The 16408-nt window shown below is 70.0% G+C and carries 17 protein-coding genes, 1 pseudogene and 1 riboswitch; of the genes and pseudogenes, 13 read left to right on the top strand and 5 right to left on the bottom strand.

Annotated elements, in window-relative coordinates; translation table 11 throughout:
- Window positions 1-58: 58 nt before the first annotated feature.
- The 4 genes from AB0M51_RS09190 to AB0M51_RS09205 are packed head-to-tail and all read left to right on the top strand — an operon-like array spanning window position 59 to window position 2917.
- The gene (locus AB0M51_RS09190) at window positions 59-991 is read left to right on the top strand and encodes a 2-hydroxyacid dehydrogenase (RefSeq protein WP_344188277.1); all 933 of its coding nucleotides are present in this window, start codon (window positions 59-61) and stop codon (window positions 989-991) included.
- Window positions 992-1004: 13 nt separating this feature from the next.
- Window positions 1005-2099 (top strand): exo-alpha-sialidase, encoded by a 1095-nt coding sequence (locus AB0M51_RS09195; protein WP_344188276.1) that lies wholly within the window; start codon window positions 1005-1007, stop codon window positions 2097-2099.
- Window positions 2096-2359, top strand: coding sequence for a MoaD/ThiS family protein (locus AB0M51_RS09200; protein WP_344188275.1), 264 nt, complete (start codon window positions 2096-2098; stop codon window positions 2357-2359). The genes AB0M51_RS09195 and AB0M51_RS09200 overlap by 4 nt, the downstream gene beginning before the upstream one ends.
- 18 nt (window positions 2360-2377) lie before the next feature.
- Window positions 2378-2917, top strand: a complete 540-nt coding sequence (locus AB0M51_RS09205; RefSeq protein WP_344188274.1) for an AAA family ATPase — start codon at window positions 2378-2380, stop codon at window positions 2915-2917.
- On the opposite strand, the gene AB0M51_RS09210 is transcribed toward AB0M51_RS09205, so the two are convergent.
- From AB0M51_RS09210 to AB0M51_RS09220, 3 genes are all read right to left on the bottom strand, one after another.
- A complete protein-coding gene (locus AB0M51_RS09210; protein WP_344188273.1) occupies window positions 2907-3773 on the bottom strand; it encodes a 5-aminoimidazole-4-carboxamide ribonucleotide transformylase in 867 nt (288 codons plus the stop codon). The two genes, AB0M51_RS09205 and AB0M51_RS09210, sit on opposite strands and share 11 nt — an antisense overlap.
- An 18-nt stretch (window positions 3774-3791) precedes the next feature.
- Window positions 3792-3869, bottom strand: a riboswitch (ZMP/ZTP riboswitch).
- Between the two features lie 2 nt (window positions 3870-3871).
- Window positions 3872-4588, bottom strand: coding sequence for a class I SAM-dependent methyltransferase (locus tag AB0M51_RS09215; protein ID WP_344188272.1), 717 nt, complete (start codon window positions 4586-4588; stop codon window positions 3872-3874).
- Between the two features lie 61 nt (window positions 4589-4649).
- Window positions 4650-5174, bottom strand: a complete 525-nt coding sequence (locus AB0M51_RS09220) for a CHAP domain-containing protein (RefSeq protein WP_344188271.1) — start codon at window positions 5172-5174, stop codon at window positions 4650-4652.
- A 409-nt stretch (window positions 5175-5583) separates the two neighbouring features.
- Here AB0M51_RS09220 and AB0M51_RS09225 point away from each other — a divergent pair, with 409 nt between their 5' ends.
- The 5 genes and pseudogenes from AB0M51_RS09225 to serA all read left to right on the top strand — a co-directional run bounded on the left by AB0M51_RS09225 (window position 5584) and on the right by serA (window position 12164).
- The gene (locus tag AB0M51_RS09225) at window positions 5584-7335 is read left to right on the top strand and encodes an acetolactate synthase large subunit (protein WP_344188270.1); all 1752 of its coding nucleotides are present in this window, start codon (window positions 5584-5586) and stop codon (window positions 7333-7335) included.
- A 78-nt stretch (window positions 7336-7413) separates the two neighbouring features.
- Window positions 7414-7917: pseudogene (gene ilvN, locus AB0M51_RS09230) on the top strand (acetolactate synthase small subunit); the annotation flags it as partial.
- A gap of 159 nt (window positions 7918-8076) precedes the next feature.
- Window positions 8077-9096, top strand: coding sequence for a ketol-acid reductoisomerase (gene ilvC, locus AB0M51_RS09235; RefSeq protein ID WP_344188476.1), 1020 nt, complete (start codon window positions 8077-8079; stop codon window positions 9094-9096).
- Between the two features lie 168 nt (window positions 9097-9264).
- Window positions 9265-10449 (top strand): serine protease, encoded by a 1185-nt coding sequence (locus AB0M51_RS09240; protein WP_344188269.1) that lies wholly within the window; start codon window positions 9265-9267, stop codon window positions 10447-10449.
- A gap of 116 nt (window positions 10450-10565) precedes the next feature.
- A complete protein-coding gene (serA, locus tag AB0M51_RS09245) occupies window positions 10566-12164 on the top strand; it encodes a phosphoglycerate dehydrogenase (protein ID WP_344188268.1) in 1599 nt (532 codons plus the stop codon).
- 98 nt (window positions 12165-12262) lie between these two features.
- Here serA and AB0M51_RS09250 read toward each other — a convergent pair whose 3' ends face one another.
- Window positions 12263-12829, bottom strand: a complete 567-nt coding sequence (locus tag AB0M51_RS09250; protein WP_344188267.1) for a class I SAM-dependent methyltransferase — start codon at window positions 12827-12829, stop codon at window positions 12263-12265.
- Between the two features lie 146 nt (window positions 12830-12975).
- Here AB0M51_RS09250 and AB0M51_RS09255 point away from each other — a divergent pair, with 146 nt between their 5' ends.
- From AB0M51_RS09255 to AB0M51_RS09265, 3 genes are all read left to right on the top strand, one after another.
- Complete coding sequence (locus AB0M51_RS09255; RefSeq protein ID WP_344188266.1) at window positions 12976-13134, top strand: hypothetical protein; 159 nt, start codon at window positions 12976-12978, stop codon at window positions 13132-13134.
- Window positions 13131-14180, top strand: a complete 1050-nt coding sequence (locus AB0M51_RS09260) for a 3-isopropylmalate dehydrogenase (protein WP_344188265.1) — start codon at window positions 13131-13133, stop codon at window positions 14178-14180. Before AB0M51_RS09255 ends, AB0M51_RS09260 begins: the two co-directional genes overlap by 4 nt.
- A gap of 71 nt (window positions 14181-14251) precedes the next feature.
- Window positions 14252-15340 (top strand): branched-chain amino acid aminotransferase, encoded by a 1089-nt coding sequence (locus AB0M51_RS09265; RefSeq protein WP_344188264.1) that lies wholly within the window; start codon window positions 14252-14254, stop codon window positions 15338-15340.
- Between the two features lie 66 nt (window positions 15341-15406).
- Here the strand turns inward: AB0M51_RS09265 and AB0M51_RS09270 are convergent, their stop codons facing one another.
- Complete coding sequence (locus AB0M51_RS09270; RefSeq protein WP_344188263.1) at window positions 15407-15883, bottom strand: hypothetical protein; 477 nt, start codon at window positions 15881-15883, stop codon at window positions 15407-15409.
- A 104-nt stretch (window positions 15884-15987) separates the two neighbouring features.
- Between AB0M51_RS09270 and AB0M51_RS09275 the strand changes: the two genes are divergently transcribed.
- Entirely contained in the window at window positions 15988-16386 is a 399-nt protein-coding gene (locus AB0M51_RS09275) for a hypothetical protein (RefSeq protein WP_344188262.1), read from the top strand.
- Window positions 16387-16408: the final 22 nt, after the last annotated feature.

Consider the following 16408-nt stretch of genomic DNA (forward strand, 5'->3'; position numbering starts at 1 on the left):
GCCCACGCTCTGGCACGGGAGTTCAAAAGTGTCCGACCACCCGAGTAGGTTCTGGGACATGGCTGATGTGGTGAAGGCATGGCTGCCGTGGGAGGACCCCGAGGGGTTCCTCGGCGGCGTGCCCGCGGGGTTCGACGTGGAGTTCTTCGCCGGTGGTGAGCGGCCGAAGTCGCTCGACGAGGTGGAGTTCTACGTGCCGAGCTACATGGGCGGCGGTGACGTGTTCGACGTCGTCAAGGAGATGCCCGCGCTGAAGGTCGTGCAGCTGCAGACGGCGGGGTACGAGCACGTCCAGTCCCGGCTCGCCGACGGCGTGACGTTGTGCAACGCGCGCGGCGTGCACGACGCGTCGACGGCGGAGCTGGCGGTCGGGCTGATCCTGGCGACGTTCCGGAACCTGCCGCGGGCGGTCCGCGACCAGGAGCGGCAGCTCTGGCCCGGCTCGTACGACGAGGTCGACGACTCGCTCGCGGACCGGACCGTGCTGATCCTCGGGTACGGCGCGATCGGCGAAGCGCTGGAGCGGCGGCTGACCGGGTTCGAGTGCGACGTGATCCGGGTCGCGCGGCGGGCGCGGGACGGCGTACACCCGATCTCCGAGCTGCCCGACCTGCTGCCGCGCGCGGACGTGGTCGTGCTCCTGACCCCTGCGACGCCGGAGACGAAGCGGATGGTGGACGCGACGTTCCTGAAGCGGATGAAGGACGGCGCGCTGCTGGTGAATGTCGCGCGCGGTGTCGTCGTGGACACGGACGCGTTGCGTGCCGAGCTCGGCACCGGGCGGATCCGGGCCGCGCTGGACGTCACCGACCCCGAGCCGTTGCCCGCCGGACATCCGCTGTGGTCTGCTCCGAACGTACTGATCAATCCGCACCGCGGCGGCGCCTCGACGGCGTTCGCGCCGCGCGTGGCCAGGCTGGTGCGGGCGCAGCTGGAGCGCTACGCGTCCGGGGAACCGTTGATCAATGTGGTGGCGGGGCCGCCACGCTGAGGAAGGGACGAAGATGTCCGAGGCCGTATTGCTGATCGGGACCAAGAAAGGGCTCTGGATCGGCCGGAGCGACGCCGCCCGCAAGGACTGGCGGCTCGACGGGCCGGTGCCGGAGTTCGAGATGCAGGGCGTGTACGCGGTCGGGATCGACACCCGCGGCGATCGGGCCCGGCTCTTCGTCGGCGGGACCAGCGAGCACTGGGGGCCGGCGGTGTTCCACTCCGACGACCTCGGCAAGACCTGGGCGGAGCCGCCGGAGGGCTCGATCGGCTTCCCGAAGGACGCCGACGCGTCGCTGGAGCGGGTCTGGCAGATCCAGGCCGCGCCGGAAGATCAGCCCGGCGTCGTGTACGCCGGCAGCCAGCCGTCCGCGTTGTGGAAGTCGACCGACGGCGGCGTGACGTTCGAGCTGGTCAGGGGCCTGTGGGACCACCCGCACCGCAAGGACTGGGACGCCGGGTTCGGCGGCCAGGCGGTGCACACGGTGCTGCCGCACGCCACCGACCCGGACCGGATCAGCGTCGCGATGTCGACCGGTGGCGTCTACCAGACGACCGACGGCGGGGCCACCTGGTCCCCGGCGAACCACGGCATCAAGGCGTACTTCATGCCGGACCCGGACCCGGAGTTCGGCCAGTGCGTGCACAAACTGGCGGCACACCCCGACGTGCCGGAGCGGATGTTCGCGCAGAACCACCACGGCGTGTACCGCTCGGACGACGGCGGGGCGATCTGGAAGTCGATCGCGGACGGGCTGCCGTCGGACTTCGGGTTCCCGATTGTCGTGCACCCGCACGAGCCGGAGACCGTGTACGTGTTCCCGCTGGTCGCGGACGGCAACCGGATCCCGACCGACGCCAAGTGCCGGGTCTACCGGTCGCGCGACGCCGGCACCACCTGGGAGCCGCTGACCGCCGGGCTGCCCGACCCGTCGTACGTGCCGGTGCTGCGCGACGCGATGACCACCGACACCGCCGACCCGGCGGGTGTGTACGTCGGCACCCGGGACGGCTGCGTCTACGCGAGCGCCGACGCCGGCGACACCTGGGTCCAGGTCGCCGGCCACCTGCCCGACATCCTCACGGTCCGCGCAGCGGTGCTCGAATGATCGCTGTCCGGCTGCCGACGGTGCTCCGCCCGTTCGCGGGCGGAGCCGAACGCGTGGAGGCCGACGGCTCGACCGTCGGCGAGGTGTTCGCCGCCCTGCAACCGGCCCTCCGCCGGCGCCTGACCGACGAGCAGGGAGCGGTCCGCCGGCACGTCAACGTCTACCTCCGCGACGAGAACATCCGCGACCTGAACGGCCTCGGCACCCAGGTGCGCGACGGCGACGAACTCCTGATACTCCCGAGCGTCGCGGGCGGTTGATCGGTACTGTCGGTCGGCATGAGCGACGTGCTGCTGCTGACCGGCCCGTCCGGCTCGGGCAAGACGACCGTGGCGCGGCTGGTGGCCACCGACGCGGCCCGGCCGACGGTGCACGTGACCACCGACGAGTTCTTCCGCGCGATCCGGACCGGCTTCATCCCGCCGTACCTGCCGGAATCGCAACGGCAGAACGTCGTGGTGGTGGACGCGATCGTCGCGGCGGTCGCGGTGTTCGCCGACGGCGGGTACGACGTCGTGGTGGACGGCGTCATCGGACCGTGGTTCCTGCCGCCCTACCGGGCCGCGGCCGCCGAGAGGGAGTGGCAGATGTCGTACGTCGTCCTGCGGCCGGATCTCGCCACCACGCTGGAGCGCGGGCAGGCACGCGGCGGTGTCGAGTTGACCGACACCGAGGCGCTCACCGCGCTGCACGGCGCCTTCGCGGACCTCGGCGAGCTCGAGCGGCACGTGATCGACAGCACCCGTCTCGACGCGGCACAGACCGCCGCCGAGGTCCGCAAAGCTGTTGCTGAGGGCACCTACCTGCTCAGTGCCTGAACAGCCGCAGCCCCGTGGCGGTCCAGGTGATTCCGAGCGCGGCGCAGGCGGCGGCGACCTCGTCGGAGCGGATCGATCCGCCGGGCTCGACGATGTGCGTGACGCCGTACCGGTGTGCGACCTCGACGTTGTCGGCGAAGGGCAGGTGGCCGTCGGAGACCATCGTCACCCCGGTGAGAGGCTCGGTGGACCAGAGCGCCGCCTTCTCGCCGGCCAGGCGGGTGCAGTCGACGCGGGACTGCTGCCCGGCCCCGACGCCGATCGTCATCCGGTCCTTCACCAGCACCACGGTGTTCGACTGGGTGTAGCGCGCCACGATCATCCCGAGCACCGCGTCGTCCGGCAGGTCGCGGGGGAGCGGCGCGGCGTCCCGCTCCTGCGTCAGCCGTACGCCGTACAGCTCGCGCACCTCCTCCGCCGGCGGCTCGTACGCCGGGTCCATCTCGAGCACCAGATACGTCCCGCGCTTCTTCGCCGCGAGGATCTCCGGTACGCCGTCGTCGTACCCGGGCGCGATGATCCCGTCCGACACGACCCGCTTCAGCACCGCGGCCAGCTCCAGGTCGACGGGATGCGACACCGCCACGAAATCGCCGTACGACGACTTCGGATCCGCGGCCCGCGCCCGCGTGTACGCCTCCGCCGCCGTCGTACCGAGCGCGGCCCCCGCGGGCGACACGTGCTTGTACGACGCCGCCGCCGGTACGCCGAACCGCTCCGCCGCCTCCCGTACCAGCTGCCATCCGGTCAACGCGTCGAGGATGTTGATGTACGACGGGGCACCCGCGAGCACCGTGAACGGCGCGTTCTCGAGGGTGGCCGCCTGATGGGGATTCATGCCGTACCGCAGACGCATCGGGACCTCCGAACTGCTCGAAGACGCCCAGGCGGACGACGCCTTGTCCGGAAGCTCCCTGGTGGTGATCCACCCTCGCCAGTCGCGGTAGGGCCAGCCTACTTCGTCGCCCGCACCACCAGCAGCCGGGAGTCCGCGGCCGGCGGCTCACCGTGCCAGCCGCCGTCGACGACCACGTCGGAGAAGCCTGCCGCGCGCAGGTCGGCGGTGATCTCGTCGGCGGACCGGAAGTACAGGACGTTCCGGTAGACGGCGTCGTGCCCGTCCTCGAACACGTTGTGCGCGTCGAACACCACCCGTCCGTCCGCGATCTCGACCAGCTCGAGCCACTCCTTCAGGTGCCCGGCGACGGTGTCGCGTTCGCCGTACGTCGCCTCGCTCGTCCACTGTTCCCAGGCGCGCATCGCCGGGTTCCGGGACTCGAACGCGAACCTGCCGCCGGGGCGCAGCGCGGCGGACAACGCGACCACGGTGTCGGCGTGCTGCGCGACGTGCATCATCGTGTTGCCGCTGCTGACCACGAGGTCCACGTCGCCCGTCGGCTCGACGACGCGGTGGTCGCCCTCGATCCAGGTGACCGCGTCGGCGCCGGGCTGCTTGCGCGCGTACCCGAGCATCGTGGAGCTGGGGTCGATGCCGATCACTTCCCGTCCGGGCGCGACCAGCGACCGCGTCAGCAGACCGGTACCGCAGCCGAAGTCGAGGACCTTCGCGGTGCCTTCGGCCAAGGCACGGTAGTACGCGTGGTCCTCCCCGGCCGGGTTGTCCAGGTCGTAGAGCTGCACCAGCTGTTCGTCGCCGTAAGGATCAGTCACCCCGAAGAGCCTAGGGGCCGGTGCGGGTGGGACGAGTACCCGCACCGGCCTGTCCGGGGAACTACTGCGCCGAGACCCAGCCGTAGATGTCGGCCGGGCGGCCGGCGGCCTCGGCGTGCTTCGGGTCGAACGGTCCGTGCTTGCTCACCTGGTTGCCGGAGTTGCCTTCGACCGTGGTGATTCTCCCGTCGGTGCCGACGGCAACGACCACGCCGGTGTGCACGCTGGTGTCGGTGTTGTCCGGGCCGGTGCCGTACAGCACGATGTCGCCGGGCTGCAGGCCGGTGTTGCCGGCGTGCGCGCGGCCGCGGTCCTGACCCCAGGTGTAGATGTCGCCGGTGAAGCCGTAGTTCGGGATGTCGATGCCGGCCTGCCGCCAGGTCCAGGTGGCGAAGTGCGCGCACCACGGCTCACACGGGCCGTACGGGTTGCAGTTGCTGCCGGGCGGGGTCTCCTGCTGGCCGACCTCGCCGTTCGCGGCGTTCACGATCGCTGTCCGGGTGTCGGCCGCGGACGCCGTCAGCGACAGCGTTCCGGTGAGCGCGACGAGGACGGAGGCGACGAGCAGACGTAACGAGAGGCGCATGGGTCACTCCGATCTGGAGAGGGGGCGGTAGAAATCTTTCAAACGATCTCTGCAGATCAGTATGTGACTAACGAACATCCCGGATCCATCACAGCGCCGTCACGGTACGATGGCACTGCTCGTAAGACGGTCGTCTCAGAAATTGAGACGGTAGGCGGCTGAACTTGACCCGGTCGGCAGGTTTCGGCGAATAATGCCTACATGCGATCGATTCTCCTCGTACTTGTGCGGCGCGCCGACTGACGCGACCACAGAGTCGAGCGCGCCCCTTCAGCCAACCCGGCGGAAGGGGTTTTTTGTTGCCAATGCGACTATCCGCGACCCGGAAGCGCACGGACAACGGCCACAAGCGAGGATGGATCGGTCGCGATAAGTACAGACATCGTGACAGGACTGAGGGAAGGCACTCATGAGTGAGCAGCTGACCGGGGCACAGGCTCTGATCCGCGCACTGGAACATGCCGGAGTGGACACCGTCTTCGGCATCCCGGGTGGCGCGATCCTCCCGGCGTACGACCCGATGCTCGACTCGACCCAGATCCGCCACATCCTGGTACGTCACGAGCAGGGCGCCGGCCACGCCGCCCAGGGGTACGCCGCGGCGTCCGGCAAGGTCGGAGTCTGCATGGCGACCTCCGGGCCGGGCGCGACCAACCTGGTGACGCCGATCGCCGATGCCTACATGGACTCGGTGCCGATGGTCGCGATCACCGGCCAGGTGGCGGGCGCCGCGATCGGGACCGACGCCTTCCAGGAGGCGGACATCCGCGGCATCACGATGCCGATCACCAAGCACAACTTCCTGGTGACCGACCCGAACGAGATCGCGACCACGATCGCCGAGGCGTTCCACATCGCCTCCACCGGCCGGCCCGGCCCGGTGCTGGTGGACGTCACCAAGGACGCGATGCAGACCACCGGCGTCGACTTCCAGTGGCCGACCGAGCTCGCGCTGCCCGGCTACCGGCCGGTGACCCGCCCGCACCCGAAGCAGGTGCGCGAGGCGGCCCGGCTGATCGTCGCCGCGGAGAAGCCGGTGCTGTACGTCGGCGGCGGTGTGATCCGCGCGCAGGCCAGCGCCGAGCTGAAGGAGCTCGCCGAGCTGCTCGGCATCCCGGTGGTCACCACGCTGATGGCCCGCGGCGCGCTGCCCGACACCCACGAGCTGCACTTCGGGATGCCCGGCATGCACGGCTCGGTGTCCGCGGTCGGCGCCCTGCAGCGGTCCGACCTGCTGATCACGCTCGGCGCCCGCTTCGACGACCGGGTGACCGGCAAGCTGGACTCGTTCGCCCCGGACGCCAAGGTCATCCACGCCGACATCGACCCGGCCGAGATCGGCAAGAACCGGGCCGCCGACGTGCCGATCGTGGGTGACTGCAAGGAGGTCATCACCGACCTGGTCGCCGCGCTCCGGACCGAGATCGCGAACGCCGGCCGGACCCCGTCGTACGACGCCTGGCGGCACCAGTTGGAGGACGTCCGCGCCCGCTACCCGCTCGGGTACGACGAGCCGGAGGACGGCACGCTCTCGCCGCAGCACGTGATCCAGCGGATCGGCCAGATCGCCGGCCCGGACACCGTGTACACCGCGGGCGTCGGCCAGCACCAGATGTGGTCCGCGCACTTCCTCCCGTTCGAGAAGCCCGGCCACTGGCTGAACTCCGGCGGCCTCGGCACCATGGGGTACGCCGTACCGGCCGCGATGGGCGCGAAGGTCGCCCGACCGGACAAGACCGTCTGGGCGATCGACGGCGACGGCTGCTTCCAGATGACCAACCAGGAGCTGGTCACCTGCGCGCTGGAGGGCATCCCGATCAAGGTCGCGGTGATCAACAACCAGTCGCTGGGCATGGTCCGGCAGTGGCAGACGCTGTTCTACGACAAGCGCTACTCGAACACCGACCTGCACTCGACCCGGATCCCGGACTTCGCCAAGCTGGCCGAGGCGATGGGCGGCGTCGGGCTGCGCTGCTCCGACAAGGACTCGCTGGACGCCACCATCGAGAAGGCGATGGCAGTCACCGACGCGCCGGTCGTGGTCGACTTCGTCGTGCACCGGGACGCGATGGTGTGGCCGATGGTCGCCGCCGGCGTCAGCAACGACGAGATCCAGATCGCCCGCGACATGGCGCCGAGCTGGGAAGGCGAGGAGCTCTAGTGACTGAGCGAAGCGAAGGAACAATTCAACGCAGCCGACTCGTGCCTCATCGGCGCCCGGAGCGAAGCGAGGACGTCGATGAGTAAACACACACTGTCGATCCTGGTCGAGAACAAGCACGGTGTGCTGGCCCGGGTGGCCGCGCTGATCTCCCGCCGCGGTTTCAACATCGACTCGCTCGCGGTCGGTCCGACCGAGCACCCCGAGGTGTCCCGGATGACGATCGCCGTGACCGTCGAGGAGCAGCCGCTCGAGCAGATCACCAAGCAGCTCAACAAGCTGGTGAACGTGATCAAGATCGTCGAGCTCGAGCCCACCCAGACGGTCCAGCGCGAACTGCTGCTGGTCAAGGTCAAGGCGGACACGCTGACCCGCGGACAGGTGCTGGAGACCGTGCAGCTGTTCCGTGCGAAGGTGGTGGACGTGGCACCGGACGCGATCACGATCGAGGCGACCGGCAATCCCGAGAAGCTCGAGGCCATGCTCCGGGTGCTGGAACCCTTCGGCGTCCGCGAGCTGGTGCAGTCCGGCATGGTGGCGATCGGCCGCGGCAGCCGCTCGATCTCCGACCGCACACTGCGCCCGGTCCCGGTGCCGCCACCGCACGTCCAGACCGGACCGCCGAACGTCCAGGCGCGGCCGGTCGATCGCTCGCACCCGGTACCGGCGCCGCCGCCGGGCCGTACCGCCGCCGCCGTACCGAATCAACACTAAGGAGAAGTGCCCGAAGTGGCTGCTGAAATGTTCTACGACGACAACGCCGACCTGTCGGTGATCCAGGGCCGGCACGTGGCCGTCCTCGGCTACGGCTCCCAGGGCCACGCCCACGCGCTCTCGCTGCGCGACTCCGGCGTCGACGTCCGGGTCGGCCTGCCGGAAGGCTCCAAGAGCCGCGCCAAGGCCGAGGCCCAGGGTCTGCGGGTCGTCACGCCGGCCGAGGCCTGCGAGGAGGCCGACGTGATCGTCGTGCTGGCTCCGGACCCGGCGCAGCGCAAGCTCTACAAGGAGGCCATCGAGCCGAACCTGGTCGACGGCGACGCGCTGGTCTTCGGGCACGGCTTCAACATCCGGTTCGGCTACATCAAGCCGCCGGCCGGTGTGGACGTGTTCATGGTCGCCCCGAAGGGCCCGGGCCACCTGGTCCGCCGCGAGTACTCCGAGGGTCGCGGCGTACCGGTGCTGGTGGCCGTCGAGCAGGACGCCACCGGCAAGGCGTGGGACCTGGCGCTCTCGTACGCGAAGGGCATCGGCGGCCTGCGGGCCGGCGGTATCAAGACCACGTTCACCGAGGAGACCGAGACCGACCTGTTCGGTGAGCAGGCCGTCCTCTGCGGTGGTGTGTCGGCGCTGATCCAGGCCGGCTTCGAGACGCTGACCGAGGCCGGGTACCAGCCCGAGGTCGCGTACTTCGAGTGCCTGCACGAGCTCAAGCTGATCGTCGACCTGATCTACGAAGGCGGCATCGCCAAGCAGCGCTGGTCCGTCTCCGACACCGCCGAGTACGGCGACTACGTGTCCGGCCCGCGGATCATCGACGCGTCGGTGAAGGCCCGGATGAAGGACGTGCTCGCGGACATCACCGACGGCACCTTCGCGGCCCGCTTCATCGCCGACCAGGACGCCGGCGCGCCGGAGTTCGCCGAGTTCCGCAAGCAGAGCGAGGCGCACCCGATCGAGGCCGTCGGCAAGGACCTGCGCGGTCTGATGGCCTGGGTGAAGTCCCACGACGAGGACTACGTCGAGGGCAGCGCCGCCCGCTGACGAACCGCCGCCTCTCGAGGCGTTGAACACCTTCTCGGGGCCCCGGACAGGGTATTTCCTGTCCGGGGCCCCGCCTTGTTGTGCAGGGTCCCGCTGTCTGACTCCGGCGTTTGACACAATGTGTGACGGTTGTGGTCCAGCGGGGTGAAGTGGGGGAGGTGAGCGGTGGTGGAGGACGGCAGGAACGCGCTGCCGCGACCGCCCCGGCGGCTCCCGGCCGATGCCGGGTCGCTCACTCAACTCGAGGCGCCCAACCGGCCGAGCAGACCCGAGCCGCCACCGCGCGGTCCGTGGATCTTCGGCCGCTTCCTGGCCGGGCTGGTCGCGCTGCTGGTGATCGTCGCGGCCGGCGGCGGAGCGGGCTGGTACCTCAAGCAACGCAGCCTCCGGATCGACACGGCCGCCGTGCTCGGCACGGTCAAGCCGGCTGTGGTCCGGGTGCTGGCGTCGTCGTGCGCGGGCTCCGGCGAGGCGTCCGGCGTACTGATCGACAACGGGCGGGTGCTGACCGCCGAGTCGGCGGTCGAGGGGCCGATGTCGATCGTGGTGATCGCACCGGACGGCCGGATCCGGCGGGCCAACCTGCTCGGTACCAGCGCGGACGGCGTCGCCGTACTGCAGTCGATCGGATTCGACGACGAGCCCCTGCGGCTGCCGGCGCGGACGCCCGACCCGAAGGCCGAGCGGGCACTCGTCGGCTACACGGCGGCGGGCAAGCAGGTGGTCAACGCGATCGGGTCGGAGCACGATCCGAAGCCGCTGAGCACGGTCATGAACACGGCCAAGCTGGGCAGCCCGATCGTCGACCGGGCCGGCCAACTCGTCGGCCTGGTCACCGGGAGGACCGTCGAGGCCAGCACGATCGTCGGCGTCGACAAGCTCCGGTCGTACGTCGCCCAGGCGCCGTCCGGCATCACCGTCGCGACCGGCGGCAGTTGCCCGCTCTCGCACGGCCCGCAGACCGCGGTGGTTCCGGTGATGCAGGTCGCCAACACGCCGCAGGCCGCGGAGGTGCGGCAGTTGTTCGGCAACTACCTGACCCTGCTGAACCGGCAGGACTTCGCGGGGCTGCAGGCGCTGTACTCCAAGAAGCTGGCGAGGTCCCTGACGGTGGAGCGGGACCGGCAGAGCCACCTCACGTCGTACTTCTTCAACCCGCGGCTCACCGACGTGACGGCGGACGGATATGCGCGGCTGTCGTTCAACGTGCTGTTCGCTCCGACCGCCAAGGGCGCCGAGGGCGGCAGCTGCAACCGGCTCGACATCCGGTACAAGCTGGCCCGGGAGCGCGGCAAACTGGTGATCGACGAGGCCAAGGCGATGAAGGCCCCGGTGAGCTGCGACACCGACTGACCGCCATCCGGGTCCCCGAACACGCCGGTCCGCGGACGCGGTACCATCGATGCAGCGGGCACAGCGCGGTGCTCTGAAAATCATGAGCCCCTACCGCTTCTGCAGGAGATTCCTCCATGACTGACGTAACCCGGCCCGTCGTCCTGATCGCCGAAGAGCTCAGCCCGGCCACCGTCGAGGCGCTCGGCCCCGACTTCGAGATCCGGCACACCAACGGCGCCGACCGCGCCGAGCTGCTCCCGGCCATCGCCGACGTCGACGCCATCCTGATCCGCAGCGCCACCAAGGTGGACGCCGAGGCGCTCGCCGCGGCGAAGAAGCTGAAGGTCGTCGCCCGCGCCGGCGTCGGCCTCGACAACGTGGACGTGAAGGCCGCCACCCAGGCCGGGGTGATGGTCGTGAACGCCCCGACCTCCAACATCGTCAGCGCCGCCGAGCTCGCCGTCGCGCTGCTGCTCGCCTCCGCCCGCCGGGTCCCGGCCGCGAACGAGTCGCTGAAGAAGGGCGAGTGGAAGCGCAGCAAGTACTCGGGTGTCGAGCTGTTCGAGAAGACCGTCGGCATCGTCGGCCTCGGCAAGATCGGCGTCCTGGTCGCGCAGCGGCTGGCCGCCTTCGGCATGAACGTGATCGCCTACGACCCGTACGTGCAGGCCGGCCGGGCCGCGCAGATGGGCGTCCGGCTCGCCTCGCTGGACGAGCTGCTGGCGGCCAGTGACTTCATCTCGGTGCACCTGCCGAAGACCCCGGAGACCATCGGCCTGATCGGCGACGAGCAGCTGCACAAGGTCAAGCCCGAGGTCATCATCGTGAACGCGGCCCGCGGCGGCATCGTCGACGAGCAGGCGCTGTACAGCGCGTTGAAGGAAGGCCGGGTGGCCGGCGCCGGGCTGGACGTGTTCGCGTCCGAGCCGTGCACCGACTCGCCGCTGTTCGAGTTCGAGAACGTCGTCGTCACGCCGCACCTCGGCGCGTCCACCGACGAGGCGCAGGAGAAGGCCGGTATCGCGGTCGCCAAGTCGGTCCGGCTGGCGCTGTCGGGCGAGCTCGTCCCGGACGCGGTGAACGTCCAGGGCGGCGTGATCGCCGAGGACGTCCGCCCGGGGATCGCGCTGACCGAGAAGCTCGGCCGGATCTTCACCGCGCTGGCCGGCGGCGTCGCGCAGCAGCTCGACGTCGAGGTCCGCGGCGAGATCACGCAGTACGACGTGAAGGTGCTCGAGCTGGCCGCGCTGAAGGGTGTGTTCGCGGATGTCGTCGAGGACAACGTCTCGTACGTCAACGCGCCGCTGCTCGCGGCCGAGCGGGGCCTCGAGGTCCGGCTCGTCACCGACCACGACAGCCCGGAGCACCGGAACCTGATCACGCTCCGCGGCACGCTGGCCGACGGCGCGCAGGTGTCGGTGGCCGGCACGCTGGTCGGCGTCCGGCAGTCGGAGCGGCTGGTCGAGATCGACGGGTTCGACGTCGAGATCGAGCTCGCCGCGCACCTCGCGTTCCTGACCTACGAGGACCGCCCGGGCGCGGTCGGCCAGATCGGCCGGATCCTCGGCGACGCCGACGTGAACATCGCCGGCATGCAGGTCAGCCGGGACCGCAAGGGCGGCAAGGCGCTGGTCGCGCTCTCGGTCGACTCGAAGATCGCGGCGCCGGTGCTGGACGAGATCACCGCCGCGGTGCAGGCGGCGACCGCCCGTACGGTGGACGTCGAGGACTGATCCGGGCGAACGACTGATTTACTGAAGGCGGTCAGCCGCCCGCAGGCGCATGGCGGCTGACAAGGGCCCGAGCTCCATAGCTCGGGCCCGCTTCAGTTCTACCGCCGGGTGGCGAGCAGGACAGCGGCGTCCGGGGCGACCATCACCTCGACGGTGGTGAATCGCTGGTCCATCAGCCATTCCTGGCGAAGCGTGTCGACGCGGCCCTCGTACATCGGCGGCCAGACCGCGGACGGCGTGAAGTCGTCGAGTACGACGAAGCCGCCGGGCTCGACCACGTCCGCGATCACGTCGCGGGCGGACAGCTTCGCCTCGCGGGCGTCCACGAACAGCAGCGCGAACGGTCCGCGTTCGATCAGCGCGGTCCAGTCGGCCGACACGACCTCGATCCGCTCGTCGGCGGCGAACAGTTCGCCGACCGCCTGCGCGAGCTGCGGGTCGCTCTCCGCGGTCACGATGTTGGTGCCCTCGCCTGCGCCGCTGCGCAGCCAGGCCGAGCCGACGCCACAGCCGGTGCCGAGCTCACCGAGCAGGCCGGACTTCGAGGCCGCGAGGGTGGCGAGCAGCCGGCCCGTCTCGTTCCTGGTGGAGCTGACGAATCCACGCCGGCCGGACAGGCTGAGGGCCGCCGAGACCAGCGGCGGCAGTTCTGGAGGAGCACTCACGGGCTGAGAGTGGCACAGGTCCGGTCCAGTGCCCGCACCGAGATCTCATATTTCGGGACAACCTGCCCGCATTGTGGAGAATTAGTCGGACGTGCGAGTAAATTCGTGCGCATCCTGCCGCCCACGACATATTGGGAAGGAGCAGCATGTACGACATGTATCCAGCCAACTGGCCGGCCGTCGACGGCCGCGAGCGGAAGGCCGCCCGGCGGCGCCGTCCGGCTCGCCCGGCGCCCGCGGCCGAGGTCAAGGCTGTCCAAGAGGCCATGAACCGCCGTGACAATGGGGGAGAACCCAACAAGTGAGCGAGACGAAGAACTTCACGCTGGCCGTCGTTCCCGGTGACGGGATCGGACCTGAGGTCACCACCGAGGCGCTCAAGGTCCTCGACGCGGTAGCCGCGCAGCACGGCGTGACGTTCGAGCGGACCGAGTACGACCTCGGCGCGAAGCGCTGGCACGCCACCGGTGAGACGCTGCCGGACGCCGAGCTGGAGGAGATCCGCAAGCACGACGCGATCCTGCTCGGCGCGGTCGGCGACCCGAGCGTGCCGTCCGGCGTACTCGAGCGCGGTCTGCTGCTCAAGCTCCGGTTCACCCTGGACCACTACGTGAACCTGCGGCCCTCGAAGATCTACCCGTCCGTCGGCTCCCCGCTGGCCGACCCGGGCACCGTCGACTTCGTCGTGGTCCGCGAGGGCACCGAGGGCCCGTACGTCGGCAACGGCGGCGCGCTCCGGGTGGGCACCCCGGCCGAGATCGCCACCGAGGTGTCGGTGAACACGGCGTACGGCGTCGAGCGCGTCGTCCGGGACGCCTTCGCGCGGGCCCAGGCGCGGCCGCGGAAGAAGCTCACGCTCGTGCACAAGAACAACGTGCTCGTGCACGCCGGTCACCTCTGGAAGCGCACCGTCGACGCGGTCGCCTCCGACTTCCCCGACGTGGCGGTCGACTACCTGCATGTGGACGCGGCGACGATCTTCCTGGTCACCGACCCGGCGCGGTTCGACGTGATCGTCACCGACAACCTGTTCGGCGACATCATCACCGACCTGGCGGCCGCGATCAGCGGTGGCATCGGGCTGGCCGCGAGCGGCAACATCAACCCGGACCGGACCGCGCCGAGCATGTTCGAGCCGGTGCACGGCTCCGCGCCGGACATCGCCGGTCAGCAGAAGGCCGACCCGACCGCGGCGATCCTGTCCGCGGCGCTGCTCCTGGAGCACCTCGGGCTGACCGAAGCGGCGCGGGCGATCGAGACCGCCGTCGAGGCGGACATCGAGGAGCGTACCGGCGCGGCCCGCAGCACCGCCGAGATCGGCGACGCGATCGCCAAGCGCGCGGCCGGGTGAGGCCCGATGACCGCATGTGAGGTTCCGGCCGGTTCTCGCATGACCAGTCGTGCGAGAGGTACGGTGCGGCTATGAGCGCCTTAGAGTTCACCGTTGAGCCGAGCACCCATTTGGCCGGCGACGACCAGCGCGCCCAGATCCTGGCGAACCCGGGATTCGGGCAGTACTTCTCCGACCACATGGCGATCGCCACCTGGACGGCCGAGAAGGGCTGGCACGACGCACGGATCACCGCCTTCGGTCCGCTGGAGCTTTCTCCCGCGACCTCGGTGTTCCACTACGCCCAGACGATCTTCGAGGGGATGAAGGCCTACCGGCACCCCGACGACTCGATCCACCTGTTCCGCCCAGAGGCGAACGCGGCCCGGTTCCAGCGGTCCGCGCAGCGGCTCGCGCTGCCGGAGCTGCCGACCGGCCTGTTCCTCGACTCGCTGCACAAGCTGGTCGAGATCGACAAGGCCTGGGTGCCGGGCGGCGGCGAGACGTCGCTGTACCTGCGGCCGTTCATGTTCGGGTCCGACCCGTTCCTCGGCGTCCGGCCGTCCGCGCAGGTGACGTACTGCGTGATCGCGTCGCCGGCCGGTTCGTACTTCGCGAACGGTGTGAAGCCGGTCCGGATCTGGCTGAGCGAGGAGTACACCCGCGCGGCCCCCGGTGGGACCGGCGCGGCGAAGACCGGCGGCAACTACGCGTCGTCGCTGCTCGCCCAGGCCGAGGCGATCGAGAACGGCTGCGACCAGGTCGCGTTCCTCGACGCGGTCGAGAAGAAGTGGGTCGAGGAGCTCGGCGGGATGAACCTGTACTTCGTCCTCGACGACAACTCGGTGGTGACGCCGGAGCTGTCCGGCACGATCCTCGAGGGCGTCACCCGGGACTCGATCCTGAAGCTGGTGACCGACCTCGGGTACCACGTCACCGAGCGCAAGGTCTCGGTCGACGAATGGCGCGAGGGTGCCGCCTCCGGCAAGGTGAAGGAGGTGTTCGCCTGCGGTACCGCCGCGGTCGTCACCCCGGTCGCCTCGCTGAAGTGGCGTGACGGCGAGACGCGGATCGGCGACGGCAACGGCGGCCCGGTCACCGCGGCCGTCCGCTCCGCCCTCCTCGACGTCCAGTACGGCCGCGCGGCCGACCCACACGGCTGGATGACCCGCGCTTTCTGATCCTGCTGTCCGCCAACGTCCGGAGAACTGTGGCTCAGAGGCCACCGTCCTTCGGACGTTGTGCTGTCACGGGCGGCGCTTTGTCTCGTACCAGCCGACGTGGTTGATGACAGCCAGCAGTAGCCACAGACCGATCGCGAGGAACGGCGCACCGGTCCAGCTGATTTCCTCGTCGCGGCCGGCGTCCGGCTTCAGCAACACGATCACGATCGTGTCGACGAGACCGACGTACGCGCAGGCGAACCCCGCGATCCTCGTGGGCGTGGCCAGGGCGACCACGGCGAGGATGATGGCCAGGATGAACAGCCAGTTGGCTGCGCTGCCGAGGATCTCGGCGTCCCGGGCCATGCCGAAACCGCTGTGCAACTGCAGGATGTCCCGGTCGTACTCGCGGGTCAGCCAGGTCGGCGTCAGCGTGATCAGTACCGCGAGGGCCGTCGCGTAGCCCAGGAGCTGGAAGCGCAACTCCTGCAGACCGTCCGTGCCGCGGGGCGGTATCGGTGCCTTGAGTACGTTCAGGTCCGCGTTGTCGGGCTCACTCACGGGGCGTTCCTGTTCTGCAGTCGATGTTTCACAGGATCTTTTCAGGTCTGAGGGTCGGACCGTTGGTCGCTGTGCCGCCGGGCGGTTCGGTAGGGTCGGGCGCTATGAGCAGCTTCCCGGACGACGTCGAGGCCTACTACGCGGAGCTTGCCGAGCGGCGCGGATGGCCCGCGGAGACCGTCGCCGCGATCCGGGCGACGGTCGAGCTGATCCGGGACCTGGACCGCGGGACGGCGCCGCGGACGTACGGTGCCGCGGTCGACGACTACGGGACCGACTGGCTGTTCGAGGCCGTCTGGCACGAGGCGGAGTGGGTCGTGATCCGCCAGCTGGGGGCCGGCGAGGACGGCGAGGTCACGCGCTACTGGTGGCAGCGGCTCGAGGACGACGAGGGCATGCTCACCGACCAGGCCCTCGACCGCGAGGACTGGGGGCTGCGGCCGCTGAGCCGCGAGGACTTCTACACGGCGTGGGACGACCCGGGCTGGTCACTTACCGCCTGAACTCCAGTACCCGTTTGCGTAC

Source organism: Kribbella sp. NPDC051137 (assembly GCF_040682535.1).
Classification (GTDB): domain Bacteria; phylum Actinomycetota; class Actinomycetes; order Propionibacteriales; family Kribbellaceae; genus Kribbella; species Kribbella karoonensis.